Origin of the sequence: Alloalcanivorax venustensis ISO4 (assembly GCF_015356855.1) — a bacterium.
Classification (GTDB): Bacteria; Pseudomonadota; Gammaproteobacteria; order Pseudomonadales; family Alcanivoracaceae; genus Alloalcanivorax; species Alloalcanivorax venustensis.
This window is the reverse complement of sequence record NZ_ARXR01000001.1, coordinates 164,891-191,221: the sequence shown is the minus strand read 5'-3', so window position 1 is coordinate 191,221 and position 26,331 is coordinate 164,891. Positions and strand designations below refer to the sequence as shown.

The following is a 26,331-nucleotide window of genomic DNA, read 5'->3' as shown; positions in this document are numbered from 1 at the left end:
GCGCCTTCGGGCGCCCTTTTTTGTATCGGTGAAACAAGTCTCTGGTATCCTGCCGGGAGCGGCGCTCCCTTTCGCGGGCCGGGCCCGCTCCTACAAGTCATCACCGAGTATTGTCTGTGTTTGCTGATCTGAATCTCCATGAACGTTTATTGCGCGCCCTGGAAGAGCTGTCGCTGAGTGAGCCCACGGCGGTGCAAACGGCGGCTATTCCCCCCGCTCTGGCGGGTCGGGACCTGCGCGTGGTGGCGCGGACCGGCACCGGCAAGACCGCCGCCTTCGTGCTGCCCATGCTGCAGCGATTGCTGGAAGAGAAGGACCGGGGCATCGGCACCCGGGCGCTGGTGCTGGCGCCCACCCGGGAGCTGGCCCGGCAGACGCTCAAGCAGGTGCAGGCGCTGTCGCGCTTCACCTTTATCAAGGCGGAAGCGGTCACCGGCGGCGAGGACTTCAAGGTGCAGGCGGCGCGCATCCGCAAGAACCCGGAGGTGCTGGTGGGCACGCCGGGCCGGCTGATCGAGCATCTGGAAGCGGACAATCTGGCGTTGTCCGAACTCAAGGTGCTGGTGCTGGACGAATCGGACCGCATGCTCGACATGGGCTTCAGCGACGACGTGCTGCGTCTGGCGGCGGCCTGCAACCCGGCCCGGCAGACGCTGTTGTTCTCCGCCACGCCGGGCGGCGCGGCCATGGACGCCATGGTGGCGCGGGTGCTGCGCGAGCCCGAGTCGCTGATGCTCGACAGCGTGCGCGAGCTCAACCAGCAGGTGCGCCAGCAGATCATCACCGCCGACGACCGCTCCCACAAGGAGCGCCTGGTGCAGTGGCTGCTCGCCCATGAGCCCCACCGCAAGGCAATCGTGTTCACCAACACCAAGGCCACCGCCGACCGCCTCGGCGGGGTGCTGCGCTCCACCGCCCACAAGGTGTTCGTGCTGCACGGCGACAAGGACACCAAGGACCGCAAGCTGGCGCTGGAACGGCTGAACAGCGGCGCGGTGACGGTGCTGGTGGCCACCGACGTGGCGGCCCGGGGGCTGGATGTGGACGGCCTGGAGCTGGTGATCAACTTCGATATGCCGCGCAGCGGCGACGACTATCTGCACCGCATCGGCCGCACCGGGCGCGGCGACGGCGAGGGCGCGGCGATCTCGCTGGTGGAAAGTTTCGAATGGAATCTGATGGCGAGCATCCAGCGCTATTTGCGCCAGGAGTTCGAGTTCCGGGTGGTGGAGGCGCTGCGCGGCCGCTACCTGGGCCCCAAGGAGCGCAAGCGCTCCGGCAAGGCGGTGGGCAGCAAGCATAAGAAGCTGAAGAAGAAGGCGCTGGCCCAGTCGGCCAAGGCGGCCGGCAAGAAGCCGGCGGCGAAGAAGAAGGCGGCGCGCAAGCGCCCGGCGCCATCGCCGGCGCCGGATACCCAGGGCGGTTTCGCCAAGCCCAAGCGGCGCAAGAATCCGGGGCCGCTGGACTAGTGTGAACAGGCCCTAGGTCATTTTCTTGACCAGGGACAGCGGCAGGACCTTCATGGCGAAGCCCAGCGGCGCCCAGGGCCAGGACGGCACGTAGGCCTTGGCGGGTTCTTTCTCGATGGCGCGGACCAGCGCCTTGCAGCCGGTCTCGGTGTCCACCATGAACGGCGCCTTTTCCACTTTCTCGTTGATCTCCGAACGGATGTAGCCCGGGTAGAGGGTGCTCACGGTGATCGGCTTGCCGATCATCTCCATGCGCAGCCCTTCCGCCAGGCTGGCCACGCCCGCCTTGGTGGCGGCGTAGGTGTTGATGTTCTTGCGCATGCCGCGCACCGCGCTCATCGAGGAGATCACCACCAGATGGCCGTTGTTCTGGGCCCGGAAGATCTCCATGGCCGCCTCGCACTGGGCCAGGGCGGCGACGAAGTTGGTCTCCGCGGTCTGCCGGTTGGCGTGGAAATAGCCGGTGCCCAGCGGCTGGCCCTTGCCCATGCCGGCGTTGACGATGATCCGGTCCAGGCTGCCCAGCTCGGTGCGGAACGCACGGAACACGTCGAACACCTGGTCGTAGTGGTTCACGTCCAGGGGTTTGACCAGCACGGTGATGCCGGGGTGGGCCTGTTCCAGTTCCGCTTTCAGGGCGTCCAGCTTGTCGGTGCGCCGCGCGCACAGGGCCAGGTTGCGGCCCCGGGCGGCGAACAACCGCGCCATGCCGGCGCCCAGGCCGGAGCTGGCGCCGGTGATGAGAATATTGGAACGGGTACTCATGGCATTATCCTTGTCGCGTGCGTGGACCCCGGATCACAGCGTGGCGAGGAAATCGGACAGCGCCCGGTTCACCGCTTCGGGGTTTTCTATCGGCGAATGGTGCCCGGAATCGGCCACCGTGACCAGCCGCGCCCCGGGGATGGCGTCGACGATGCGCTGCGCTTTTTCCGGCGGCGTTGCCCGGTCCAGTTCGCCGACGATCACTAAAGTAGGCGCACTGATCGCGCTGATATCGCCGCTGATGTCGTCACGGGTAAAGACGTTCTCCAACGCCAGCTCGATGCCGTGGCGGTCGTGGGCCAGGATCAGCGCCTTCTCGTGGGCCACCCCGTCCGGGTTGGCGTCGCGCCAGGGCTTGGCGTACAGGAATTTCTGCATGCGCGTGACCACCTCATCGCGCTCGGCCTCGCTGCCGTGGGCGAACCGGGACTGCTGCTGGCGGTGCACCGGCAGCAGGTCGGCGTCTTCCGGGTCCGCGGAGGTGTCCAGCAGCACCAGGGCGCGCACCCGCTCCGGGCACTTGAGCGCCAGCCGCATGAAGGTCATGCCGCCCTGGGACAAACCCACGAAAATCGCCTGGTCATAACCCAGCTGATCGAGCAGGGCGACGCTGTCGTCGGCCATGTCGTAGAAGCTCCAGCCTTTCTCCCGGTAGCCGGAACCGGTGTGGCCGGGCCAGTCCAGGCTGACGCAGCGGTAGCGGTCGCGGAGTGCCTCGATCTGCGCCTCGAACATGGATTTGTCCGCCAGGACGCCATGGCCGAACACCAGCAGCGGGCCTTCGCCTTCGTCCAGGTAGGCGTAGCGCTGGCCATTCAGTTCGATGGTGTGGTGGGTGAACGCCATGGTGGGCCTCGTGATCGCCGGTTATCGGTAGGTGAGCATGTCGCCGGCCAGATGCAGGTGCTCGTTGAGCGTGGCCAGGCGCAGACGGCCGGTGTTGACCAGCAGACGGGTGACGCTGGTGTTGATCAGGCCCCGGTTGAAGGTGATCAGCGCCTCCTGGTCCAGCTCAAGCAGGTGCTGAATGGCCACGCTGATGGCGCCGCCGGAGGTGAACACCAGGGCGCTGTCGCCGCTTTCCAGCCGGTTGGCCAGGCTGTACAGGGAGGCCAGCACCCGCTCGCGGAACGCCGGCCAGGTTTCCTGATAGTCGTCTTCGTTGCGCTGCCAGCGGCGCAGGGCCTCCTCGAAACGGGCCTGGAAGGCGCGGCGCGGGTTGTCCTGTTCGTTCATCCAGCGGGTGAGCACCGCCCGGTCCTGGGACTCGGGCCAGTGCACCCGCATCAGGGTCTGGTGGTCGTATTCGTTAAAGCCGGTGTCGGTGGCCCATTCCTGCGGCAACCCCAGTGCTTCCAGTGTCGCCTGGGCGGTTTCCCGGTGACGCTGCATGGCGCCGCACACCACCCGCGGCGCGCCCAGATTCTGCTCGCGCAGGTGGCGGCCGAGGATGCGGCTCTGTTCCCAGCCGGCGTCGGACAGGGCGTCGTAGTTCTCGGCGCCGAAACTGGCCTGGCCGTGACGGATCAGGTAAATCACTGGCATCGAGGGTCTCTGCTTATTCCCGGAAGTTGACCCCATGCTAGGGGGCGGTTTTCAATTAATCTAATGAATCTGAAAAATACACCTGGATAAGCCCCATGCATGTCTCCCGCTTCGATCTGAACCTGTTCGTGGTCTTCGACGCTATCTATACCGAAGGCTCCCTGACCCGCGCGGCGCGCGTGCTCAACCTGACCCAGCCGGCGGTGAGCCACGCCCTGGGGCGGTTGCGCGACCGTCTCGAGGACCCGTTGTTCGTGCGCCAGGGGGCACGCATGGTGCCCACCAGCCGGGCACGCGCCATGGTCACCCCGGTGCGCCACGCGCTGGGCGGACTGCAGCGTTGTCTCAGCGACGAGGGCGGCTTCGACGTGGCGGACGCGGAGCGCACCTTCGTGGTCGGATTGCGCGACGGGCTGGAAGGCTGTCTGCTGCCGCCGCTCACCGCCGGCATTCTTGAAGAGGCCCCCGGCGTGCGGCTGCAGTCGATGACCGTGGCGCGCCGGCAACTGGCGACCGAACTGGCCAGCGGCCGGCTGGATCTGGCCGCCGACGTACTGCTGCCACTGCCGGACGCCATCGAACACCGCCCGGTGATGAGCGGGCCGCTGGTGGTGATCATGCGGCCGGGCCACCCGCTGGCCGGCAAGCTGGACCTGCCGGCCTACCTGGCGGCGCAGCACGTGCTGGTGTCCTCGCGGCGGGAAGGGCCGGGCATGGAAGATTTCGGTCTGTCCCGCCTTGGCTACCGGCGCAATATCCGCCTGCGTTGCCAGCACCACATGGCGGCGTTGTCCACGGTGATGGGCTCGGACCTGCTGCTCACCCTGCCGGGCCTGCTGGCGCGTCAGCTGGCGCCCGCCGGCAGCCACGTGGAGCCGCTCCCCGCGGACGTTCCCGGCCTGGAGCTGCACCTCTACTGGCACCGGGATCAAAGCGCGGACCCGGGCCACACCTGGCTGCGGCAAAGGGTGATGGCGATGCTGGCGGAACAGCAGAGCGAACCCGGCTAAGACACCTTACTGACGCCACCTTCACGCTTACCCAATTCGCCTTATTGCATATCCACAGGGTGCAAGAGCAACCTCGTCACTTGTGACGTGAGTCACATTTTTCGGTTGTGATAATAAAAGTACCTTGGGGATAGAAAAATGGGATGGTTCAAGGATTTTTGGCTGGTTGACTGGCCGATGGTGATACGTCGTGTGGTTCTGATTCTGGTGCTGGGGGCGGTGGCCTGCGCGGTGGCGGTGGCCGTGGGCGGCTGATCGTGAGCATCATCGGTGCGGGTCGGCCGCGCCTTTCCCCTGTTAAGCGAAGCCGGTGCATACTGGGTCGACCTCTGTAGCCTGTACAAGGAGACCCCATGACCGCCCCCGCGATTCTTGTGGTCGGCGCCGGTGACGCCACCGGCGGCGCCATTGCCCGACGTTTTGCCCGTGAAGGCTTCACCGCCTGTGTCACCCGCCGCACCGAGGACGCCCTGACGCCGCTGGTCGAGCGTATCCGGGAGGAGGGAGGGCAGGCCCGCGGCTTCGGCTGCGACGCCCGCGACGAAGATCAGATGCAAGCCCTGGTGGACACCATCGAGACCGAAGTGGGGCCGCTGGAGGTGGTGGTTTTCAATATCGGCGCCAATGTTCATTTTCCGATCCGCGAGACCACCGCCCGGGTCTACCGCAAGGTGTGGGAAATGGCCGCGTTCGCCGGCTTTCTCACCGGCCGGGAGGCGGCCCGGGTGATGGTGCCGCGCGGCCGTGGCACCATCCTGTTCACCGGCGCCACCGCGTCGCTGCGCGGCGGTCGCGGTTTCGCCGCGTTCGCCGGCGCCAAATTCGCGCTGCGCGCGCTGGCGCAGAGCCTGGCCCGTGAGCTGGGTCCGGAGGGCATCCACGTCGCCCATCCGATCATCGACGGTGCCATCGACACCGCCTTTATCCGTGATAACTTCCCGCAGCGTTACGCGCTCAAGGACCAGGACGGCATCCTCGATCCCGAGCACATCGCCGATGCGTACTGGATGCTGCACCAACAGCCCCGCGATACCTGGACCCACGAGCTGGACCTGCGCCCGTGGATGGAAAACTTCTAACAAACGATGAATGAATGGAGAGCCGCCAATGAGCCGCGAGCTGGAATTTTTCTTCGATGTGGGCAGCCCCGCCTCCTACCTGGCCTGGACCCAGACGCCGGGTGTCTGCCGGCGTACCGGCGCCACCCTGCGCTACCGGCCCATGTTGCTGGGCGGCGTGTTCAAGGCCACCGGCAACGCCTCGCCGGCGGCGGTGCCCGCCAAGGGGCGCTACAGCGGCCGGGACATGCAGCGTTTCGCGCGCCGTTACGGCGTCACCCTGAACCAGAATCCGCACTTTCCGGTGAACACCCTGATGGCCATGCGGCTGGCCGCCGCCGCCGTCGACAGCGACCAGCGCGACACCGTGCTGGCCGCCCTGTTCGAGGGGATGTGGCTGCAAGAGCGGGATCTGTCGGACTTGGACGTGCTCGGCCGCACCCTGGCCGAAGCCGGTCTGGATTCGGCGCACTGGGCAACTCTGGCCCAGGATCAGGCGGTCAAGGATCGCCTTAAGGCGACCACCGAAGAGGCGGTGGAGCGCGGCGTATTCGGCGCGCCCACCTTCTTCGTGGGGGAGGAAATGTTCTTCGGCCAGGACCGGCTCGACTTCGTCGAGGAAGCGTTACGGGCCTAGGCCGCGGCTCAGGACAACGCCTGTTCCATGAACGGCGGCAGCACCAGCGCCGCCTTGTGGATGTCGGCGCTGTAGTAGCGGGTCTCGAACCCCTTGCCGGTGGCGTCCGCCTGGCGGAACCCGGCCACGTCGTGATCCTTGCCCGCCAGGGTGCAGCTCCACCAGCCGCTGGGGTACACCGGCTGCGGGAACGGCAGCGTGCGGGTATGGCTGAAGCCGGCCTCGCGCATATTGGCGTGCAGGTCGCGGATGATGGTGTCGCTGTGCAGCAGGGGTGATTCGGATTGCTGCACCAGCACGCCGCCGTCGGCCAGCGCGCGGTGGCAGTGGCGGAAGAATTCGGCCTTGAACAGCCCCTCCGCCGGGCCCACCGGATCGGTGGAATCGACGATGATCACGTCGAAGCGGCCGGCTTCGCATTCCTGCATGAACTTCACGCCGTCCTCGAAGCGCAGCTCCGCCCGCTCGTCGCTGTTGGACTCGCACAGCTCGGGGAAATACTTTTCGGAAAAGCGCGTCACCTGCTCGTCGATATCGATCTGCACGGCGCTGGCCACTTCGCCGTGGCGCAACACTTCCCGCAGGGTGCCGCAGTCGCCGCCGCCGATGATCAGCACGTTGCGCGGTGCCGCGTGGCTGAACAGCGCCGGGTGGGCCATCATCTCGTGGTAGAGAAAGTTATCCCGGGTGGTGAGCATGGTGGCGCCGTCAATGGTCATCAGATAGCCGAAGGTATCGGTGTCCCACATTTCGATGTGTTGATAGTCGGTCTGTACCGATTCCAGCTTTCGTTTCAGGCGCAGGCCGAAGGCGGTGCCGGCGGAGTCGAAATGCTCGATGAACCAGTTGTCTTTTTCGGAGCTCATAAAGGGGTGTCCGCTAAACGCTTCACAGAAGGCCGCTATTGTAAGCGTTCGGCGTCAATGTAGAAGCGCCGGGGCGCGGTATCCGAGCAACTATTTTTGTCCGCCGGCGGCCCCGGCAGGCATAATGCGGCAAAGTACGCAGCCGCCAAGGAACCGTCCATGACCCAGCCCCAAAGCCCGTTTGACGCCATTTACAATGTGCAGCGTTGGGGTGACGGCTATTTCCGGATCGGCAAGGACGGCCACCTGCATGTGCGCCCCCAGGGCGATCAGGGCGGTGAAGCGACCCTGGAAGCGGTGTTGCAGGCGTGCCGCGCCGCCGGATTGCGCACGCCGGTGCTGGCCCGCTTCTCGGGCATTCTGCGCGACCGGGTGCGGCGCCTGGCCGGCGCCTTCCGGGGCGCCATCGGGGAGCAGGCCTACCAGGGCCGCTACACGCCGGTGTATCCGATCAAGGTCAACCAGCAGCGGCGCGTGGTGCATGAAATTCTGCGCGCCCGGGAAGAGGGCGAGCCGGTGGGGCTGGAGGCCGGCTCCAAGCCGGAGCTGCTGGCGGTGCTGGCGCTCTCCAACCCCGGCGACGTGGTGGTCTGCAACGGCTACAAGGACCGTGAATACCTGCGCCTGGCGCTGATGGGCGAGAAGCTCGGCTTCCAGGTGCAGATCGTGGTGGAAAAGCTCTCCGAGCTGCCCATGCTGCTGGAGGAAGCGCGGGCGCTTGAGGTGTCGCCGCGCATCGGTTTGCGGGTGCGTTTGATGAGCATCGGCAAGGGTAACTGGCAGAACACCGGCGGCGAAAAGTCCAAGTTCGGTCTCAGTGCGCCGCAGCTGATCGAGGCGGTGGAGCACTGCCGCCGGGCGGGCAGGCTGGACTGCGTGCGCATGCTGCATTTCCACCTGGGCTCGCAGATCGCCAACATCCAGGACATCAAGGCGGGCATGCGCGAAGCGGCCCGCTACTATGTGGAACTGCGCCAGCTGGGCGCCGCCCTGGATACCGTGGACGTGGGCGGCGGTCTGGGCGTGGACTACGAAGGCACCCACTCCCGCTCCTACTGCTCGATGAACTACAACCTGGCGGATTACGCCTGGCACATCGTGCATACCCTGAGCGAGCAGTGCCGACGCAGCGACGTGCCCGAGCCGCATCTGATCTCCGAATCCGGGCGTGCGCTCACCGCCCACCATGCGGTGCTGCTGGTCAACATCACCGACGAGGAACGTCAGGCCACGGCGCGGGTGACCGCCCCCGGCGATTCCGACTGCGTGGAGCTGCACGAGCTCTGGCGGTTGAATCAGGTGCTGAGCGGCGAGCACCCCAATCTGCTTGAGGTGCACCCGGAGCTGCTCGGCGCGTGGCAGGACCTGCACCTGCGTTACCTGAACGGTGAAGTGGATATCCGCGGCCGCGCCCGCGGCGAACAGCTCTACACCAACGGGCTGCTGGCGCTGCGTGCCCGTCTCGACCCACGCCGCCGCCAGCAGCGTGATCTGCTCGATCGCCTAAACGAAATCCTCGCCGACAAACTGTTCGTTAACTTTTCCGTGTTCCAGTCGGTGCCGGATGTGTGGGGCATTGATCAGGTGTTCCCGGTGCTGCCGTTGTCCGGCCTGGACCAGCCCGCCACCCGGCGCGGTGTGTTGCAGGACATCACCTGTGATTCCGATGGCCGTATCGACCAGTACGTGGACGGCGAAGGGGTGGAAGCCACCCTGCCGTTACCGGAAACGCTGAACGGGCACCTGGGTATTTTCATGGTGGGGGCCTACCAGGAAATCCTCGGTGATATGCACAATCTGTTCGGCGATACCGATTCCGTGGACGTGAACCTCAATGAGCGCGGCGAGATAGAGCTGACCCACGCGATCCAGGGGGACACGGTCAGCTCGGTGTTGCGCTATGTGAATTTTGATCCGGAACGGTTGCTGGCGACCCTGGAAGACCGTTGCCAGCAATCCCAGCTTCACGACGATGAGCGCCAGCGTTTCCTCGGTGAAATCCGGGACGGTCTGGCGGGCTACACCTACTTGGAATAACAGCATGGACGATCAGAAACGGGCCCGTCAGCAGGCCACCCTGGCACGCCTGGACCGCTTCAGCCGGTTCACCGATTCCAGCATTCGCATTCCTTTTACCCGCTTTGAACTGGGCGCCGAAGCGCTGATCGGCCTGGTGCCGGTGATCGGCGACGCCGCCGGCCTGGTGCTGTCCGGTTACGTGCTGCTGGAAGCCCAGCGCGCCGGCGTCAGCGGCGCCACCAAGCGGCGCATGCTGCGCAACATGCTGGTGGATTTCGTCGGCGGCCTGGTGCCGGTGGTCGGCGACGCCTTCGACGCCATTTTCAAAGCCAACACCCGCAACACCCGGCTGGTGCGCCAGGACCTGCTTAAGCAGCTGGGCGCGGAGGCGCCGCGGCGGTTCCCCTGGGGCACTCTGGTCGGGCTTTCTATACTGTTCGGCGTGATCACCGCCGCCGGCGTGGCGCTGTTGGCGTAACCCGGCCGTGACGTTACGGTGAAACGCGCCGTTGACAGGTAAAAAGCTGTAACAGGATGCTGCTATTCTCAAATTGGAGGCTGATACTGGCGAAGTGATTAGAAGGCTCAAACAAGAACAGCCTCTCAATCAGGGAACGCACGTATGATTTCGAGCGACGCTTGCCAAAGGAGCTCCGGATGACCACCTCATCGCCTTCCCAGGAATCGGAATCCCTGGATCAGCAGGACCGTATCAACCCGGTCGTTTTTTACGGCTCGGGCCTGGCCATTCTCGTATTCGCCCTGTGGGCGATGTTCTTCACCGAAGCGGCGGGCACCGTGATCTACGCGGCGCTGGCCTGGATCTCCAACAGCTTCGGCTGGTTCTACTTTCTCGCCGTGGTGGCTTACCTGGTGTTCGTGATCGCCATCGCCTGCTCGCGCTATGGCTCGATCAAACTGGGGCCGGACCATTCCGAACCGGAATTCAACATTGTTACCTGGGCGGCGATGCTGTTCTCCGCCGGCATCGGTATCGATCTGATTTTCTATTGCATCGTCGAGCCGGTGACCCAGTTCATGGAACCGCCGGTGGGCGAGGGCGGCTCCGTGGAAGCCGCCCGCGAAGCCATGCAGCTGACCTTCCTGCATTGGGGCCTGTCCGGCTGGGGCATTTATACCCTGGTGGGCATGTCGCTGGCGTTTTTCAGCTATCGCCACGGTCTGCCGCTGACCATCCGCTCCGCGCTGTATCCGATCTTCGGTAAGCGCATTTACGGCAGCATCGGCAACACCGTGGACATCGCGGCGGTGCTGGGCACCGTGTTCGGCGTGGCCACCAGCCTCGGCATCGGCATTATTCAGCTCAACTTCGGCTTGAACTATATGTTCGGCGTGCCGGAAAGCACGCTGACCCAGGCGCTGCTGGCGGTGGGCATCGTCGTGTTCGCCGCCATCTCCGCGGCCACCGGCGTGGAGAAAGGGATCCGTCGCCTGTCGGAATTCAACATGCTGCTGGCCGTCGTGCTGGTGCTGTTCGTGCTGATCGCCGGCGACACCCGCTTCCTGCTGGACGCCTTCGTGATGAACGTGGGCGATTACATTTCCAACTTCATCCCCATGTCGTTCGACACCTACGCCTTTGACCCGCCGCAGGACTGGCTCAACGCCTGGACGGTGTTCTTCTGGGCCTGGTGGATTGCCTGGGGGCCGTTCGTGGGCCTGTTCCTGGCGCGTATTTCCCGTGGCCGCACGATCCGCGCCTTCGTTACCGGCACGCTGATTCTGCCGCTCACTTTCATGATGGCTTGGATGTCCATCATGGGTAACTCCGCCATTGATCTGGTGATGAACGGCGCCACCGAGTTCGGTAATGAAGCGGTCGGCAACCCGGGCTCGGCGATCTATCTGTTCCTGGAAAATCTGCCCTGGGTCACGGTGACCACGGTGGTGGTGACGATACTGGCGATCGTGTTCTTCGTGACGTCCGGCGACTCCGGCTCGCTGGTGCTGTCCAACCTCACCTGCTTTATCCGTGATCCGTCCAACGACGCGCCGGCCTGGATGCGCATTGCCTGGGCCACCGTGATCGGCCTGGTGACCGTGGCGTTGTTGTCGACCGACGGCCTCAACGCCTTGCAAAGCGCGGTGGTGATCATGGGGCTGCCGTTCGCGTTCGTGTTGTTCCTGATGATGATCGGGCTGTTCAAGGCGCTCAAAGTCGAAGGCATGAAAACCACCAGTAACCGCGACGCCCTGGCCGGCCATCTGTCGGCGCGCATCGCCTCCGCCCGCGATCACAGCAACTGGGCGCACCGCCTCAGCCGGGCGATCAGCTTCCCGGGCCTGAAGCAGGTTCAGAAGTTCCTGGAAGGTACCGCGCGGCCCGCGTTCGAGGATGTCAAAGCGGCGCTGGCGGAGCAGGACCACAAGGTGGAGATTTCCGTCGGCGAGGGCGATCAGGAGCATCTCGGCCTGGTCGTCGACCTGGGCGGCGAGGAAGACTTCGCTTACACGCTCTGGCCGCGCCAGTGCGCCATGCCGTCCTTCACCATCCGCGCCCAGCAGCGCCGCTCGGTGTACTACCGCCTGGAAGTGCACCTGCGTGAGGGCGGCCTGGGCTATGACGTGATGGGCTATTCCCGCGAACAGCTGATCGAGGACGTGGTGGATCATTTCGAGAGCCACCTGCAATACCTGCACCTGCGCCGCGAGAAGAGCGCCGGCGGCGCGTCGGAAATACGCGGTGACTACGAGGAGGGTGAATCATGAGCGAGACGGCCTACGACGCCGAGTTCGATTATGTGATCGTCGGTGCCGGCTCCGCCGGCGCCGCGCTCGCCCACCGGCTCAGCGAAAGCGGTGACCATTCGGTGCGTGTGCTGGAATACGGCGGCAGCGACAACTCCATCTTTATCAAGATGCCCACCGCCTTCTCCATTCCCATGAACATGAAGCGCTACGACTGGGGCTTTCACTCCGAGAAAGAGCCCGGCCTCAAGGGCCGCAGCCTGCACCAGGCGCGCGGCAAGGTGCTGGGCGGCTCCTCGTCGATCAACGGTCTGGTGTACGTGCGCGGTTGCGCCGGCGACTTCGAGGAATGGGAAGAACTGGGCGCCGCCGGCTGGGGCTACCAGGACGTGCTGCCTTACTTCAAACGGGGCGAGGACTGCGTCTACGGTGGCGATGCCTACCGCGGCGACCAGGGTGGTCTCACCACCTGCAACGGCAACAACATGAAGAACCCGCTCTACCGCGCCTTTATCAAGGCCGGCGAGCAGGCCGGCTACGGCTACACCGAAGACTACAACGGTTACCGCCAGGAAGGCTTCGGGCGCATGGACATGACGGTGCGCGACGGCGTGCGCTGTTCCACCGCCATGGCCTACCTCAAGCCGGCCATGAACCGCCCCAACCTGGACATTCAGACCCACGCCCTCACCACCCGGGTGATCATGGACGGCAAGACCGCCGTGGGCGTGGAATACCGCCAGGGCGGCAAGACCCGCCGGGTGCGGGCGCGCAAGGAAGTGATCCTGTCCGCCAGTTCGTTCAACTCACCCAAGCTGCTGATGCTGTCCGGCATCGGTCCGGCGGACCACCTTAAGGAACACGGCATCGAGGTGGTGCACGATCTGCCCGGCGTGGGCCGCAACCTGCAGGATCATCTGGAAGTCTGGGTGCAGCAGGAGTGCACGCAGAAGATCACCCTGAACAGCTGGCTCGGCCCTCTGGCGAAAGCCTGGATCGGTGCCAACTGGCTGTTCCTGAAACGGGGCCTGGGCACCTCCAACCAGTTTGAATCCAACGGCTACATCCGCAGCCGCGCCGGCATGAAGTACCCGGACATCCAGTTCCACTTCCTGGCCGGGGCCATCGCCTACGACGGCTCCAGCGCCTTCAAGGGCCACGGTTTCCAGGTGCACCTGGGCGCCAACAAACCCAAGAGCCGGGGATGGGTGAAGCTGAAATCCGCCGACCCGGAAGCGCCGCCGGAAATCGTCTTCAACTACTTCGCCGAAGAAGAGGACAAGGAAGCCTTCCGCGCCGGCCTGCGCTGGACCCGCGAGATCTTCGCCCAGCCGGCGCTGGACGAATACCGGGGCAAGGAAGTGTCACCGGGCCCGGACGTGCAAACCGACGCGCAGATCGACCAGTGGCTGGCGGAAACCGCCGAGACCGCCTACCACCCGGCCGGCTCCTGCCGCATGGGCACCGACGCCATGGCGGTGGTGGATCCGGAATGCCGCGTCCATGGCGTGCGCAATCTGCGCGTGGTGGACTCGTCCATCATGCCCACCGTCACCAACGGCAACCTCAACGCGCCGACCATCATGATCGGCGAAAAAGCCGCCGACCATATTCTCGGCCGCACGCCGCTGCGCAGCGACGCGCCCAGCTTCGCGCCCGACGACTGGCAGACCTCTCAGCGCGTCAGCGCGCCCGAGCGAACCGTCTAGAGCCGGCCGGCAGGATCCCAGAGACCTTGTTGGTGCCGCCGTTAGAAAAGGCTCTGGGATCCTGCCGGGAGCTTTGCTCCCTTTCGCGGGCGGGGCCCGCTCCCACAAGGCCGGCTCTCGCCATCCTCAATAAGGCGCTTCAACATCCCCTTGCGCCACATACACCGTCTTCAAGCGTGTGTAGTGCTCGAACGCCCGGCGGCTGTTTTCCTTGCCGACGCCGGACTGCTTGAAGCCGCCGAACGGCATCTCGATGGGGGTGATGTTGTAGTGGTTGATCCACACAATGCCCGCTTCCAGCGCGTCAGCCATGCGGTGGGCCCGGTCGATGTCCCGGGTGAACACGCCGCCGGCCAGGCCGAAGGGGGTGTTGTTGGCCCGCGCCAGCACTTCCTCCTCATCGCTGAAGCTGAGCAGCGTCATCACCGGCCCGAAGATCTCCTCGCGGACGAGGGTCATGTCGTCGTTCAGGTCGTCGAACACCGTGGGCGACACGAAGTTGCCGTTCTCGAAGCCGGCCACCCGGGCCCGCTCGCCGCCGATCAACACGCTGCCGCCTTCCTGCTTGCCCTTTTCAATGTAGTCGAGCACATGCTGCATATGCCCCTCGCTGATCAGCGGACCCACGTGGGTCTCCGGGTCGAGCGGATCGCCCAGTACCATCTTGCCGGTGCGCGCCAGCAGTTTTTCCACGAAGGCGTCCTTCACCGATTCGTGCACGAACACCCGGGTGCCGTTGGTGCACACCTGGCCCTGGGTGTAGAAATTGCCCAGCAGCGCGCCGGACACGGCGTTGTCCAGGTCGGCGTCGTCGAACACGATCAACGGCGACTTGCCGCCCAGTTCCAGGGTCACCGCTTTCAGGGAGTCAGAGGCGGCACGCATCACCGCCTTGCCGGTGCCCACCTCGCCGGTGAGCGAGACCTTGTCGATGCCCGGGTGCGCGGTCAGCGCCTGGCCGGTTTCCGCGAAGCCCTGCACCACGTTGAACACGCCGTCCGGCAGGCCGGCTTCCTGGAACACTTCCGCCAGACTCAACGCCGACAACGGCGTGAGTTCGGCGGGTTTGAAGATCATCGCGTTGCCGGCGGCCAGCGCCGGCGCCGATTTCCAGGCGGCGATCTGCAGCGGGTAGTTCCAGGCGCCGATGCCGGCGCACACGCCCAGGGGTTCCGGGCGGGTGTAGAAAAAGCCGCCGTCCACCTGCTGGTATTCGCCCTGCAAGGAAGACGCCTGGCCGGCGAAATACTCGAGACAGTCGGCGGCGGAATCCACGTCCGCTTCCGGTGTCTCCGAGATCGGCTTGCCGGCGTCCAGGGATTCCAGGCGCGCCAGATCATCGCGCTGTTCGCGCAGCAGCTGGGCGGCGCGCATCAGCACCCGGCCCCGGGCGGTGCCGTCCATGGCGCGCCACTGCGCCAGGCCGTCACGGGCGGCCCGGACCGCCCGGTCCACGTCCTTGGCGCCGGCCACCGCCACCCGGCAGATCACGTCGCCGGTGGCCGGATTCAGGTTATCGAAAAACTCGCCGTCGGTGCCTTGCTGGTAATGTCCGCCGATCCATAACAGGCGGTCTTTTTGGCGTTCCATAGGGGTACCTCGATGGCAGTGGGTCACCCGGCCGGTGCGGCCAGATGCTCGATAAAACGTCGGGTGCCGGACAGCAGCGGCTCGTCGAGTCCCTCGCTGCGGCGGCGCAGGGTGTTAAGGGCCTGCTGCGGGTGCGTGCTTTGCCGCCACTGACGGTGGCAGAACAGCCGCACCGCGAACGCGGTCAGGAACGAGGGGTCTTGCAGGTCGCTTTCGTTACACAGGGGCAGGGCCGGAAAGCGCGCCGCCAGCGCGGCGGCGAAAGCGCCGTCGCCCAGGCCCAGGACGCCGCCGTGCGGGCCGTGGACCGGCGTGGTGCCCAGTCCGCAACTGGGCGAGCGGGCCTTGAACACGAAGCCGTCGAGCGGGGTGTCGATATTGCGGGCCTGGGCGCCCAGGGCATCGGTGTGGTCCTGGTCGGGCCGGGCTACGCCGCGCACCCGCTGTTCGCCGTCAAGGGTCACCACCTGGATCGGCGGGCGCGGCACCGGCAGGCCGATGGCCACCTCCGGACACACCTCCACGAAACGCACCAGGGGGCCGAGTTCGCGGTGCAACAGGGGTTCGTCGCGGTGGCCGCCGTCGTAGCGGACCGGGCGGCCGAGCAGGCAGGCACTGACGCCCAGCCGTGGCCGTCGGTGCGCTGGCGGGGCCGTTTCGAAGCCCATTTTTTGCAGTAAATCCGGTAGCATGGGGAACCCTCTCCCAACCTGTACCGATTGTCCCATGAAAGGTGTGATCCTCGACAGCCAGACCCTCAAGCCTTCGGAGCTGGACTTTTCCGATCTGGAAAAGCTGCTGCCGGAGTGGACATTCTATGAACAAAGCGGCCCGGACGATGTAAAAAACCGTTTGCGGGGCGTGACCGTGGCGATCACCAATAAAGTGGTGATCGACGCGGACACCCTGGCGGCATCGCCGGATCTGAAGCTGATCTGCATCTCCGCCACCGGCACCAATAACGTGGATCTGGAGGCCGCCCGGCGGCACGGCGTGGTGGTCTGCAACGTGAGCGGCTACGCCACCGCCACCGTGGCCCAGCATACCCTGGCGCTGATGCTCGGCCTGGCCACCGGCTGGCACCGCTACGACGCCGACGCCCGGGCCGGCCGCTGGTCCGAGTCCGACATGTTCTGCCGCATGGATTACCCGGTGGTGGAACTGGCCGGCAAGACCCTCGGCCTGATCGGCCACGGTGACCTGGGCCGGCGCGTGGCGGCGCTCGCCGAGGCGCTGGGCATGACCGTGCGGGTGGCGGCTTCGCTGCGCCCCGGGGCGGACAACAGCGGCCGGGTGCCGCTGGACACCCTGCTCGGCGAAGCCGATGTGATCAGCCTGCACTGCCCGCTCACCGACGCCACCGAGAAGATGGTCAACCGGGATTTCCTGGCCGCCATGAAGCCCGGCGCCTTTCTGATCAACACCGCGCGCGGCGGCCTGGTGGATGAGCCGGCGCTGGCGGAGGCGCTGCGCGGCGGCCGTCTGGGCGGCGCCGCCCTGGACGTGCTCAGCCAGGAGCCGCCGCCGGCGGACCATCCGCTGCTGGCGCCGGACGTCCCCAACCTGATCATCACCCCGCACAGCGCCTGGGTGAGCCGCGAGAGCCGCCAGCGGCTGCTCGACGGGGTGGCCGCCAATATCCGGGCCTGGCGGACCGGCCGGCCCACCAATGTGGTCAATGGTCTGCACAGCGCCTGAAACCGGAGATTGAGAATGTGGTTACAGCGGATTCTTACCCTGGCGCCCCGTGGCCGGGGCTTTCATCTGGTCAGCGGCGAGGTGCGCGAGGCCCTGCCGGAGCTGTCGGAATACCGGGTCGGGCTGTTGCACCTGTTTCTGCAGCACACCTCTGCCTCCCTGGCGATTAACGAGAACGCCGACCCGGATGTGCGCGGCGATCTGGAGCGCCACTTCAACGTGATGGTGCCGGAGAACGCGCCGCATTACGCGCACACCCTGGAAGGGCCGGACGATATGCCGGCGCATATTAAAACGGTGTTGATCGGCGAGAGCCTGACGGTGCCGGTGCGTGACGGGGCGTTGGCACTGGGCACCTGGCAGGGCCTCTATCTGTGCGAGCATCGCGACCACGCCGGAAGCCGGCGCATGGTCGCGACGCTGCAGGGCGAGAAGCGCTGACGCCGCCCGCGCGGGGTGTTGCTACTGCGAAATCCACTGCAGGAACTGGCGGCGCTCCTCCTGGGTGGCCTGGTTCCACTGGGCTTTCAGCGTGTCCAGATAGCTGGCCTGGCTGCCGGCGCTGGCGCCGCCCTCGGAGCCGTTAGCCGTGCCGCTTTCCGCCGGCGCCGCCGGTGCCGGCGTTACCGCTTCGGCCGCCTTGGCTTTCGGCTGCACCGCGGTGGCCCCCTTGGTTTCCACTTCGGTGCCGGTGATCGGCGCCAGGAAGCCCCGGTTGAGCACCAGGCCGCTGGCCTGGCTGGGGGTCTTCTCGCCGCTGTTCATGTTCTCCACCCAGCCGGAAAAGTCGTCTTCAAGGGCGCGTGCCTGGGTGACGTTCTGCGGGCGCTCGAAATCCAGGCGATAGAACTCGCCGGCTTCGCCGTCCACCACGAACAGGGCCGGGTCGGACTTCATCACTTCGTGGTTGTCGGCGTCCAGATCCCACAGCCGCTTGTAGTAGGCCAGGATCTCATAGCGCCCTGGGGTCACCTTGAGGTCCTTGTGGTCGGTATTGAAGAAGGTGTTGACCCCGTCCACTTCGCTGCCGTTGATGGTGAAGACTTCCAGGTCGGAGGGCACGCGAATCGTCAGCACCTGGCTGTCCGGTTGTTTGGCGCCTTCGTAGAGTTGCACCACCGGGCTGCGGCTACAGGCGGTGAGCAGAAAGGCGGCGGCCGCGATCAGCGCGAACGAACGCAATAAAGCCATGATGTTCTCCCGGTTTGCGGACCCGCCAGTGTGGCGGACCCGTATGATGTTTTTATGACGGTCAGGGGCGGGTCAGAAGCCCCAGGTGGTCAGGTTCGAAGGTGGTTCCCCGTTCGCCAGGCTGTTCAGCCCGCGTACGCAGCGCACGATCCACCAGATCACGATGATCACCAGCAACAGCCAGCCGATCAACGCCAGCGTGGTGATGCCCGCGATCAGGTTGTACAGCAGGCCGATCCAGAAGGTGCGGTACTGGAAGCGGAAGTGGGCCTGGTGCGGCTCCGGCGCGTCCGGCGCTTGCAGATGGGCGATCACCGCGCCCACCAGCGCCGTGACGCCGCCGGTGAGCAGGCCGATCAGCAGCAGCGCGTAGTTGATCCGGACCAGCTGGGAGCGGGTTTCCGCACTGCTCTCGCTCACGGCATTTCCTGGTCGGTCAGATCCGGTGCCGGGGCGTAGCAGGTGGCCATGCACTCATCCATGGTCTCGAACGGCACCTGGCCTTCGCAGCCGCCCCAGGCGAATTCCTGGCAGCTTTCGCTATCACTGTCGTAGTAATAGCCCGGTATGGCGGCGCGGCACTGGCCGCTGTCCGGCGCCTGGTGGCAGGCGTCCGGCAGGGGGTGGGCGTTGCGTCCGCTCTGGCAGCCGGCCAGCGTCAGGACAAGGGCGGACAGGATCAACAGGACACGCATCGGTGGTTCTCCTTGTGCGGTGGTAGCCCACACTATACCCGGACCGGCGGACGGTCTCAGCCCATCAGTTTGCCGCGGAACAGGAAAAACACCGCGCCCAGCAGGCACAGCCCCGCCCACAGGTAGTCCCAGGTGAGTTTTTCCTTGAGGTAAAACAGCGAAAAAGGCACGAACACCAACAGCGTGATCACTTCCTGGGTGATCTTCAACTGCCCGACGGTGAGCACCTGGTGGCCGATGCGGTTGGCCGGCACCTGCAGCAGATACTCGAACAGGGCGATGCCCCAGCTGATCAGCGCCGCGATGATCCAGGGCTTATGCGGCATGCTCTTCAGATGCCCGTACCAGGCGAACGTCATGAACACATTGCTCAGGGTGAGCAGTGCCAGGGTGGTCCAGATGGGTGGCAAGGTGGCCTCCTGCGAACATGCGAAAACCCATGCCAGCGCCTGGCCACCCGCTAAACGAGAGGCGCGCCTTCAGCGCGCCGAGATCTCCACCGGCAGGCCGTCCTTGGGCATCGCCAGGGGCACCAGCTGCACCGGCATTTCGTAGCCGTCACGCACGGACACCCGGTAGCGCCGCAGGAAGTGGAACAGGAAGGTCTTGGTCTGCAGTTCCGCGAAGTTCAGCCCCAGGCATTTGTGGTGGCCGCCGCCGAACGGAATCCACTGGAAGTGGTGTTTCTTGTGCTCGGCACGCTCGTCGCTGAACCGCTCCGGATCGAAGCGTTCCGGGTTGCTCCAGTACTCGGGCATGTAGTGGGTGTACAGCGGCGACAGGTTGACCAGGGTGTTCTTGGGAATGCGGTAGCCCTGGAAGGTCACCTCCTCGGCGGTGCGGCGCGGGAAGGCGGTCAGTGCCGGTCTCAGGCGCAGGGTTTCGCGGAACACCCAGCCGGTCTTGGTCATCTTTTCCAGGTCACTGTAGCCGAGCCGGTCCGGATGTTCCGCGGCGGCGGCCACCTGGTCCATCTCCTCCGCCAGGGTGTCCTGCCACTCCGGGTGTTTGCAGAGCAGGTAGATCAGCGAGCAGAGCGTGCTGGTGGTGGTGTCGTGGGCGGCGAACAGCAGGAAGATCATGTGGTTGGTGACGTCCTGGTCGCTCAGGCCGCCCTCTTCCTCGGCCGCCTTGCACAGCTCGCTGAAGAAGTCCGGGGTGTCCGCCTGGCGTTTTTCCGGGATCAGCCCGGCCACGAACTGCTCCAGATAACGCCGGCCGCGCAGGCCCCGGTACCAGAGTGTCCCCGGTATCGGCAGGCGCAGCACCGCCAGCGAGGCGTCCGCCGCGTCAATGAAGGACTGGTTCACTTTGTCCGCTTCCGGGCCCATGCGCAGGCCGAAGAAAATCTGCGCGCCCACGTCCAGCAGCAACGCCTTGATGCGGTCGAAGAAGGTGAAGGTTTCGCCGGTGGGCCAGGCCTTCAGGCCGCTTTCCACGCTCGGCCCCATACGGTCGATGTAGCTGGCCAGGGCCGGTTTTTTGAACGCCTGCTGCATGATACGGCGGTGAAACTTGTGGTCGGCGAAATCGCGCAGCATCAGGCCGTCGGTGAACAGCCGCTCGAGAATCGGATTCCAGGCCGCCCGGCTGGAGAACACGTGCTCCTTATCGCGCAGCACGAACTCGTTGGCGTCCGGACCGAGCAGGGTGACGCCGCGCTGAAACAGCACGCTGCCGCGATACACCAGGCCGTAGCGCTCGGCCTTGCTGTGCACCAGACCGTGGTAGTCACGCAGAAACGCCAGCGTGTGGCCGAGCAGCGGCAAGCCGTAATCCCCCGGGATATGGCTCAGGTCGCGCTGTGGCATTTTTGGTAGTTGCGCCGCTCTTTCCTGGGCGCTGTCCATGGAACCCATAATTATTTCCCGTTTAAAAACCGCATTACCGGCAATGTACTGCCGTCCCGGTAAGCGGCGCCAGACGCTGTTGGCAGGTGTCAATCGCCACTGTCCGGCCGGGTAGGGGGGCGTTGAATACGGGCTGGCCGGGGCCGGCGCCGCTTCTCTAGGATGGGGACATGACAGACGACCTAATCACGGTGTTCGGCGGCAGCGGTTTCCTCGGCCAGGACGTCACCCGGGTGCTGCTCGCCCGGGGCCATACCGTCCGCTTGGTGGCCCGGCACCCGCAACACCCCCGCTTCGGCCGGGACCAGGAGAAGCGGCTGCAACGCCGCGCCGCGGACATCAGGGACCCGGGCGCGGTGCGCGATGCGGTGGCCGGCAGCCGCGTGGTGATCAATGCGGTGTCCCTGTACACGGAGCGCGGCGACCTGACTTTCGAGGCGATCCACGTGCGCGCCGCCGCCGGGCTGGCCGCCGCCGCCCGTGACGCCGGCGTTGCGCGGTTGCTGCAGGTGTCCGGTATCGGCGCCACCCTTAACTCGCCGTCGCCGTACATTCGCGCCCGGGCACGGGGCGAAGCGGCGGTGCTCGACGCCTTTCCCGACGCCGTAATCGTGCGGCCCGCCTCGCTGTTCGGCGCCGGGGACGCGTTGATTCGCTCCCTGGCGATGCTCAGCCGCGCCCCGGTGATTCCGTTGTTCGGGCGTGGCCTGACGCGGTTGCAGCCGGTCTGGGTGGAGGACGTGGCCGGGGCGCTGGCACGGCTGGCGGACCACACCGCGCCGGCGGCGGGGCTCTATGAGCTGGGCGGCGCCGAGACGCTCCGGTACCGGGCGCTGGTGGCCGCCGTGTGCCGTCATCTGGGGCGCCGCCGGGTGCGGCTGGCGGTGCCCTTCGTGCTCTGGCATCTGCTGGCGATGGGGTTGTCGCGGCTGCCGTCGCCACCCCTGACGCGGGACCAGCTCTGGCTGATGGCCAAGGACAACGTGGCCTCCCGGGAGGCGGACGGCTTCGCCGCCCTGGGCATGCGGCCACGGGGTGTCCGCGAGGCCTTGCCGGTCTGCCTGGGGCCGCCCCGCTAGACGTCGCGCTTAAAGGTGCGTCGGGTTGTGCAGGTCGCGCTGGTCCATGGGCGGTGGCGACCACTGATAAATCCAGGTTTCGGTGAGCGGCTCGCCGTTGTCCTTGCGCTTGAGATAGAGGCGCAGGTTGATCGGTGTGGTGTCGTCTTCCGGCGGCACCACGTCGAACATGGCCCGGTAGCCGTTGATGGCGTGCAGCGGCCGTGCCGAGGTGATCTCCACGCGGCCGGACGAGTGCTCGATCACCGGCACCACTTCCACGTCGCCGGCCAGGCCGTCGATGGGCCCGCCCAGGAAGTCCACCGCGAACCGCCAGCTGAAGTATTCCCGGGTCTGCCCGACCACGCCGCCGAGGCCGGTGCGGGTGGCCACACAGCGCGCCAGTGACGGCCGCGGCGCGCGGCCGGTCCAGGACAGGCGGTAGGCGAACAGGGCTTCCTCGCCGGGCTGTACCGGCTTGTCCGGGTTCCAGAACGCGACAATGTTGTCGAAGGTTTCGTCCAGGGTGGGGATCTCCACCAGCTGGATGCTGCCCTTGCCCCAGTCGCCCCGGGGTTCCACCCACAGGCTGGGGCGGCGTTCGTAGAACACGCCGTCGTCCTGGTAGTGATCGAAATTTCGGTCGCGCTGCAGCAGCCCGAAGCCGCGCGGATTGTGGTCGGCGAAGGCGTTGAAGCGCAGCTGGGGCGGGTTGACCAGCGGCCGCCAGATCCACTCGCCGCCGCCGGTGTGTATCGCCAGGCCGTCGGAGTCATGAATTTCCGGGCGCCAGTCCCAGGCCACCCGGCGGCTGTTTTCGCCCACCTGGTACATGCTGGTGAGCGGCGCCACCCCCAGCCGCTCGATCGGCTTGCGCGGGTAGAGGGCGGCGTCCACGTCCATGATCACGTCCCCGGACACCCGTCCGATGATAAAGCGGTAGGCGCCGGTGACGCTGGGCGAATCGAGGAAGGCGTAGACGATCACCTGGTCGGCGTCCGCCGGGCGTTCGAACCAGAAATGGGTGAATTCCGGAAACTCTTCCGGCTCCGACATGGCGGTGTTCACCGCCAGGCCCCGTGCCGACAGACCGAACTGCAGCGACGCGCTGGTGGCGCGGAAATAACTGGCGCCGAGAAAGGCGGCGATGTCCCGTTCCCAGTCGCTGTGGTGCAGCAGCCGGAAGCCGGCGAAACCCAGCCCCTCGGGCAGCGACGAGGTGTCCAGATCGGTGTGGCTGAAGTCGAACAGGTCGGTGCGGTAGGGAATCGGCCGGGCCCGGCCGTCCACCACTTCGTGCATCTTCACCGGGGTGTGGAAATTGAGGCCGAGATGGAAGAACTGCATGCGGAAGGCGGCGTCCCGGTCGTCCGCCCACAGCGCCTCATCATCGCGATACTGAATGCCCTGGTACTGGTCCCAGGACAGGTCGTCGATGGCCGGCGGGAGGTCCAGGCGGTGGCTGTGGTAGCGCTGCCCGGCGAAATGCCGCGCCATGCCTTTCAGCCAGGCGTAGCTGAACGGTTCGCCGGAGCCTTCGCCGTGGGCGCCGGCGGGCTGGCTGAGCACCCGCGCCAGGGCCGGCGCCGCCGGCAGCAGGGCGCCGCCGAACAGCCCCAGGGCCTTCAATACTGAACGTCGATCCATGTCGTCCTCTCCACTGTTTTCGTCGCCGTTGCGGCGTTCCGCTGTGCGAATAGAACGCCGGAGCGCGGCTAAGTTCCAGCCCGGCGGGCCAGAAACCCGGAACAGAACACTACCAGAGCGGCGCACAAGAGCACCGTGCCGCCGATCTCGAAAATCAGCGGGCCGCCGTTGGGGTGGGCGTACAGGGTGGCCATGGCGTAGGCGGCGCCGGCCTGGCCGACAGCGAACAGCGCGGTGGCGCGGCCCCAGGCGTGGGTGGCCCGGTGCGCCGGCACCAGCTCGGCCACCCGGCCCATGGTGCCGGCCACCATGGCCGGAATCATGGCGCCGACCACGAACGAGGACAGCGTCACCACCGCCAGGCCGGGCAGCAGCATCGGCATCATCACCGCCAGCCCCTTGCAGGAGAGCGCGCCGATCAGGGTCCAGTGCCAGCCCAGGCGCCGGGCGGCGGCGCCGGCCAGGAACGGGCCGCTGATTGCGCCGAAGGCGAACACCGCCCATTGACCGGCGGCGGCCCAGGTACCGAATTCCCGGTAGCGTTCCAGGTAATCGACCCAGAATACGGTATGCGGCACGAAGCCCACCGCGTCCATCAGGTAGGCGGCGTACAGCATGATCAGCAGAATGCCGGCACCGTTACCGTTGGCCGGGGCCTCCGCCACGGTGGGCATGGCCGGCCAGGCCCGCCACACCAGCAGGGTGGGCACCACGCAGGCCGCCGCCAGACCCACCCAGGCCAGCGCCAGCCCCTGGGTGATCAGCAGCGGCACCAGGGTGGCGGAGAACAGCACGCCCAGGCCGACGCCGGCGAAGATCCAGGTGGTGCCCCGCTTGCGCATGGATTCCGGCAACTGGGAGGCGATCAGCGACGGCGCGATCACCATCAGAAAGGCGCCGGTGACCCCGGCCACGAAACGCCACAGGCTGAACCACCACACCGGCGCCGCCCAGGCGCTGGCCAGGAAACCCAGCCCAACCAGCAGCACCGACGCCTTGATCACGCGGGTGGGGCCGAACCAGCGGCTGACGCGGCTCGCCAGCACCGCCCCCACCAGATAACCGAGCAGGTTGGCGGCGCCGACATAGCCGGCGTCCGCCTCGTTCAGCCAGCCGGCCGCGATCACGCCCGGCAGCAAGGCGGCGTAGGCGAAACGCCCCAGGCCGATGCCCACCAGGGTGGCGGAGCCGGCCATCAGCACCAGACGGCCGGGCGACAAACTCGGGTTGGGGGTCATGAGGGCTCCGGATGGGTCAATTCAGTGGCCCAGTTAATCAGAGCGCTTTTATAGCGGGAAATGGTTTTTGTAAATAGCGGGGATCGGATGCTCTATCAAGCAACCTTGGTGAGAGGTTGCCCGGCAAGCAAAAGGCCGGCGCAGGCCGTCCTCTCGCAAGCAGGCTCACTCCCATAAGGCCCCTCGCGGGGCCTCGGGGGCTTACTCTTCGTGGCCTTCGGGCCCGTGCACGTGGCCGTGCTCTTTCTCTTCGTCGGAAGCTTCGCGTACTTCGGTCACTTCCACGTCGAAGTTGAGGGTCTCACCGGCCAGCGGGTGGTTGCCGTCCACGGTGACCTGATCGCCTTCCACCTCGGTGATGGTGAAGATGCGCTGGCCCGCTTCGGTCTGCGCCTGGAACTGCATGCCCGGCTTCAGCTCGCCACCGGCGCCTTCAAAGGCGGACGTGGGGACTTGCTGGATCAGGCCTTCGTGGCGTTCGCCGTAGCCTTCTTCCGGGGTCACGGTAACTTCCAGCTTGTCGCCGGCCTGCTTGCCCACGAGCGCCTTTTCCAGGCCGGGGATGATGTTGCCGTGGCCGTGGAGGTAGTTCAGCGGTTCTTCACGCTGGCGCGAAGAGTCGATGGTCTGGCCCGCTTCGTTGGTCAGGGTGTAGTGGAAAGCCACTACGGTGTTCTCTGCGATTTGCATTGGGCGCCCTTTTGGGGTTGATGAATGTCCGACGCTGGGCGTCTCGGATGCCCGTAATGGTAACAGCCCCGTCGAGGGCTTGACCAACGCGGCGGCGGCCGTGGGCCGTGGCAACTGGCGCGAAATGACCGGCCGGGGCCGTAATGCTAAGGTTTTGAAAGACTTTTACCGTTGCACGGCGGCGCCGTTGCGGCATCATAGACGGCGCCTTGAATGGGCGGATTCCGATACAGGGAGCGCAACCGTGAAGACCCTTCCAGAACTTTTTGCCAACAATGACGAGTGGCGTCACCGGACCGAACAGAACCAACCTGGCTTCTTCAAACAGCTGGAGGGCCAGCAAAGCCCCCGTTTTCTATGGATCGGCTGTGCCGATTCCCGGGTGCCCGCCAACCAGATCGTCGGCCTGATGCCCGGCGAACTGTTCGTGCACCGCAACGTGGCCAACCTGGTCAATCACACCGACCTCAACCTGCTGTCCGTGCTGCAGTTCGCCGTGGATGTGCTCAAGGTGGAGCACATCATGGTGGTCGGCCATTACGGCTGCGGCGGCGTGCGTGCCGCCACCGAGGATCAACCCCACGGGCTGATCGACAACTGGCTGCGCCAGGTGCGCGAGCTTTACCTGCGCAACCGCAAGGCCCTGGCCGAACTGCCGGACGACGGTGCCCGCCTGGATCGCATGTGCGAGCTGAACGTGGCCCGCCAGGTGATCAACGTGGCCAACACCACCGTGGTCCAGGAAGCTTGGCGCCGCGAGCAGCCGCTGAGTATCCACGGCTGGATCTACTCCATCGCCAACGGCAAGCTCAGCGACCTGGACCTGGGTGTGAACAACAACCCGGAGCTGCGCACCCTGGAAGCGGACAGCTACAACGGTTGACCGG

General features: G+C 66.1%; 26 protein-coding genes. 12 read left to right on the top strand and 14 right to left on the bottom strand.

What is annotated here, in order from left to right; translation table 11 throughout:
* The first annotated feature begins 116 nt into the window (after positions 1–116).
* Positions 117–1,469 carry a DEAD/DEAH box helicase gene (locus ISO4_RS00860; RefSeq protein ID WP_194854825.1) on the top strand — a complete coding sequence of 451 codons (1,353 nt, stop codon included), beginning with the start codon at positions 117–119 and terminating at the stop codon, positions 1,467–1,469.
* A 12-nt stretch (positions 1,470–1,481) separates the two neighbouring features.
* On the opposite strand, the gene ISO4_RS00855 is transcribed toward ISO4_RS00860, so the two are convergent.
* The 3 genes from ISO4_RS00855 to ISO4_RS00845 are packed head-to-tail and all read right to left on the bottom strand — an operon-like array spanning position 1,482 to position 3,779.
* Positions 1,482–2,234: an SDR family oxidoreductase gene (locus ISO4_RS00855; RefSeq protein WP_194854824.1), complete on the bottom strand. Its 753-nt coding sequence runs from the start codon at positions 2,232–2,234 to the stop codon at positions 1,482–1,484.
* 33 nt (positions 2,235–2,267) lie between these two features.
* A complete protein-coding gene (locus tag ISO4_RS00850) occupies positions 2,268–3,080 on the bottom strand; it encodes an alpha/beta fold hydrolase (protein ID WP_194854823.1) in 813 nt (270 codons plus the stop codon).
* A gap of 21 nt (positions 3,081–3,101) precedes the next feature.
* Positions 3,102–3,779 (bottom strand): histidine phosphatase family protein, encoded by a 678-nt coding sequence (locus ISO4_RS00845; RefSeq protein WP_142947575.1) that lies wholly within the window; start codon positions 3,777–3,779, stop codon positions 3,102–3,104.
* A gap of 95 nt (positions 3,780–3,874) precedes the next feature.
* Between ISO4_RS00845 and ISO4_RS00840 the strand changes: the two genes are divergently transcribed.
* The 3 genes from ISO4_RS00840 to ISO4_RS00830 all read left to right on the top strand — a co-directional run bounded on the left by ISO4_RS00840 (position 3,875) and on the right by ISO4_RS00830 (position 6,484).
* Positions 3,875–4,789, top strand: a complete 915-nt coding sequence (locus tag ISO4_RS00840; RefSeq protein ID WP_142947574.1) for a LysR family transcriptional regulator — start codon at positions 3,875–3,877, stop codon at positions 4,787–4,789.
* 353 nt (positions 4,790–5,142) lie between these two features.
* Positions 5,143–5,868 carry an SDR family oxidoreductase gene (locus ISO4_RS00835; RefSeq protein ID WP_194854822.1) on the top strand — a complete coding sequence of 242 codons (726 nt, stop codon included), beginning with the start codon at positions 5,143–5,145 and terminating at the stop codon, positions 5,866–5,868.
* Positions 5,869–5,896: 28 nt separating this feature from the next.
* Entirely contained in the window at positions 5,897–6,484 is a 588-nt protein-coding gene (locus ISO4_RS00830; RefSeq protein WP_194854821.1) for a 2-hydroxychromene-2-carboxylate isomerase, read from the top strand.
* Positions 6,485–6,492: 8 nt separating this feature from the next.
* Here the strand turns inward: ISO4_RS00830 and speE are convergent, their stop codons facing one another.
* Positions 6,493–7,350, bottom strand: a complete 858-nt coding sequence (gene speE, locus ISO4_RS00825) for a polyamine aminopropyltransferase (RefSeq protein ID WP_194854820.1) — start codon at positions 7,348–7,350, stop codon at positions 6,493–6,495.
* 159 nt (positions 7,351–7,509) lie between these two features.
* Here speE and speA point away from each other — a divergent pair, with 159 nt between their 5' ends.
* The 4 genes from speA to betA all read left to right on the top strand — a co-directional run bounded on the left by speA (position 7,510) and on the right by betA (position 13,787).
* Positions 7,510–9,387: a biosynthetic arginine decarboxylase gene (gene speA, locus ISO4_RS00820; RefSeq protein ID WP_194854819.1), complete on the top strand. Its 1,878-nt coding sequence runs from the start codon at positions 7,510–7,512 to the stop codon at positions 9,385–9,387.
* A 4-nt stretch (positions 9,388–9,391) separates the two neighbouring features.
* On the top strand, positions 9,392–9,847 hold the full coding sequence (locus tag ISO4_RS00815) for a DUF4112 domain-containing protein (RefSeq protein WP_142947569.1): 456 nt from the start codon (positions 9,392–9,394) through the stop codon (positions 9,845–9,847).
* Between the two features lie 179 nt (positions 9,848–10,026).
* A complete protein-coding gene (gene betT / locus ISO4_RS00810; protein ID WP_194854818.1) occupies positions 10,027–12,099 on the top strand; it encodes a choline BCCT transporter BetT in 2,073 nt (690 codons plus the stop codon).
* On the top strand, positions 12,096–13,787 hold the full coding sequence (gene betA, locus ISO4_RS00805; RefSeq protein ID WP_142947567.1) for a choline dehydrogenase: 1,692 nt from the start codon (positions 12,096–12,098) through the stop codon (positions 13,785–13,787). The genes betT and betA overlap by 4 nt, the downstream gene beginning before the upstream one ends.
* Positions 13,788–13,913: 126 nt before the next feature.
* On the opposite strand, the gene betB is transcribed toward betA, so the two are convergent.
* Both betB and ISO4_RS00795 read right to left on the bottom strand, forming a co-directional pair.
* Entirely contained in the window at positions 13,914–15,377 is a 1,464-nt protein-coding gene (betB, locus tag ISO4_RS00800; protein ID WP_194854817.1) for a betaine-aldehyde dehydrogenase, read from the bottom strand.
* A gap of 23 nt (positions 15,378–15,400) precedes the next feature.
* Positions 15,401–16,069, bottom strand: coding sequence for a DUF523 domain-containing protein (locus ISO4_RS00795; protein ID WP_142947565.1), 669 nt, complete (start codon positions 16,067–16,069; stop codon positions 15,401–15,403).
* A gap of 34 nt (positions 16,070–16,103) precedes the next feature.
* On the opposite strand from ISO4_RS00795, the gene ISO4_RS00790 reads away from it, so the two are divergent.
* Both ISO4_RS00790 and ISO4_RS00785 read left to right on the top strand, forming a co-directional pair.
* Complete coding sequence (locus tag ISO4_RS00790) at positions 16,104–17,075, top strand: 2-hydroxyacid dehydrogenase (RefSeq protein WP_194854816.1); 972 nt, start codon at positions 16,104–16,106, stop codon at positions 17,073–17,075.
* Positions 17,076–17,090: 15 nt separating this feature from the next.
* The gene (locus ISO4_RS00785; protein WP_194854815.1) at positions 17,091–17,516 is read left to right on the top strand and encodes a secondary thiamine-phosphate synthase enzyme YjbQ; all 426 of its coding nucleotides are present in this window, start codon (positions 17,091–17,093) and stop codon (positions 17,514–17,516) included.
* Positions 17,517–17,537: 21 nt separating this feature from the next.
* Here ISO4_RS00785 and ISO4_RS00780 read toward each other — a convergent pair whose 3' ends face one another.
* The 5 genes from ISO4_RS00780 to ISO4_RS00760 all read right to left on the bottom strand — a co-directional run bounded on the left by ISO4_RS00780 (position 17,538) and on the right by ISO4_RS00760 (position 20,820).
* Positions 17,538–18,266, bottom strand: a complete 729-nt coding sequence (locus ISO4_RS00780; protein ID WP_142947562.1) for a DUF2057 domain-containing protein — start codon at positions 18,264–18,266, stop codon at positions 17,538–17,540.
* Between the two features lie 72 nt (positions 18,267–18,338).
* The gene (locus ISO4_RS00775; RefSeq protein WP_194854814.1) at positions 18,339–18,686 is read right to left on the bottom strand and encodes a DUF4870 family protein; all 348 of its coding nucleotides are present in this window, start codon (positions 18,684–18,686) and stop codon (positions 18,339–18,341) included.
* Positions 18,683–18,961, bottom strand: coding sequence for a BPTI/Kunitz-type proteinase inhibitor domain-containing protein (locus tag ISO4_RS00770; protein ID WP_194854813.1), 279 nt, complete (start codon positions 18,959–18,961; stop codon positions 18,683–18,685). The genes ISO4_RS00775 and ISO4_RS00770 overlap by 4 nt, the downstream gene beginning before the upstream one ends.
* A 56-nt stretch (positions 18,962–19,017) precedes the next feature.
* On the bottom strand, positions 19,018–19,371 hold the full coding sequence (locus ISO4_RS00765; protein ID WP_142947559.1) for a DMT family protein: 354 nt from the start codon (positions 19,369–19,371) through the stop codon (positions 19,018–19,020).
* Between the two features lie 69 nt (positions 19,372–19,440).
* Positions 19,441–20,820: a cytochrome P450 gene (locus tag ISO4_RS00760; RefSeq protein WP_194854812.1), complete on the bottom strand. Its 1,380-nt coding sequence runs from the start codon at positions 20,818–20,820 to the stop codon at positions 19,441–19,443.
* A 161-nt stretch (positions 20,821–20,981) separates the two neighbouring features.
* On the opposite strand from ISO4_RS00760, the gene ISO4_RS00755 reads away from it, so the two are divergent.
* Positions 20,982–21,890, top strand: a complete 909-nt coding sequence (locus tag ISO4_RS00755; RefSeq protein ID WP_194854811.1) for a complex I NDUFA9 subunit family protein — start codon at positions 20,982–20,984, stop codon at positions 21,888–21,890.
* A 9-nt stretch (positions 21,891–21,899) separates the two neighbouring features.
* Here ISO4_RS00755 and ISO4_RS00750 read toward each other — a convergent pair whose 3' ends face one another.
* The 3 genes from ISO4_RS00750 to ISO4_RS00740 form a co-directional block, all read right to left on the bottom strand.
* Positions 21,900–23,516, bottom strand: a complete 1,617-nt coding sequence (locus ISO4_RS00750; RefSeq protein WP_194854810.1) for a glucan biosynthesis protein — start codon at positions 23,514–23,516, stop codon at positions 21,900–21,902.
* 68 nt (positions 23,517–23,584) lie between these two features.
* A complete protein-coding gene (locus tag ISO4_RS00745; protein ID WP_194854809.1) occupies positions 23,585–24,754 on the bottom strand; it encodes a YbfB/YjiJ family MFS transporter in 1,170 nt (389 codons plus the stop codon).
* Positions 24,755–24,955: 201 nt separating this feature from the next.
* Entirely contained in the window at positions 24,956–25,444 is a 489-nt protein-coding gene (locus tag ISO4_RS00740) for an FKBP-type peptidyl-prolyl cis-trans isomerase (protein WP_194854808.1), read from the bottom strand.
* 244 nt (positions 25,445–25,688) lie between these two features.
* Here ISO4_RS00740 and can point away from each other — a divergent pair, with 244 nt between their 5' ends.
* Positions 25,689–26,327, top strand: a complete 639-nt coding sequence (can, locus tag ISO4_RS00735; protein ID WP_142947552.1) for a carbonate dehydratase — start codon at positions 25,689–25,691, stop codon at positions 26,325–26,327.
* Positions 26,328–26,331: the final 4 nt, after the last annotated feature.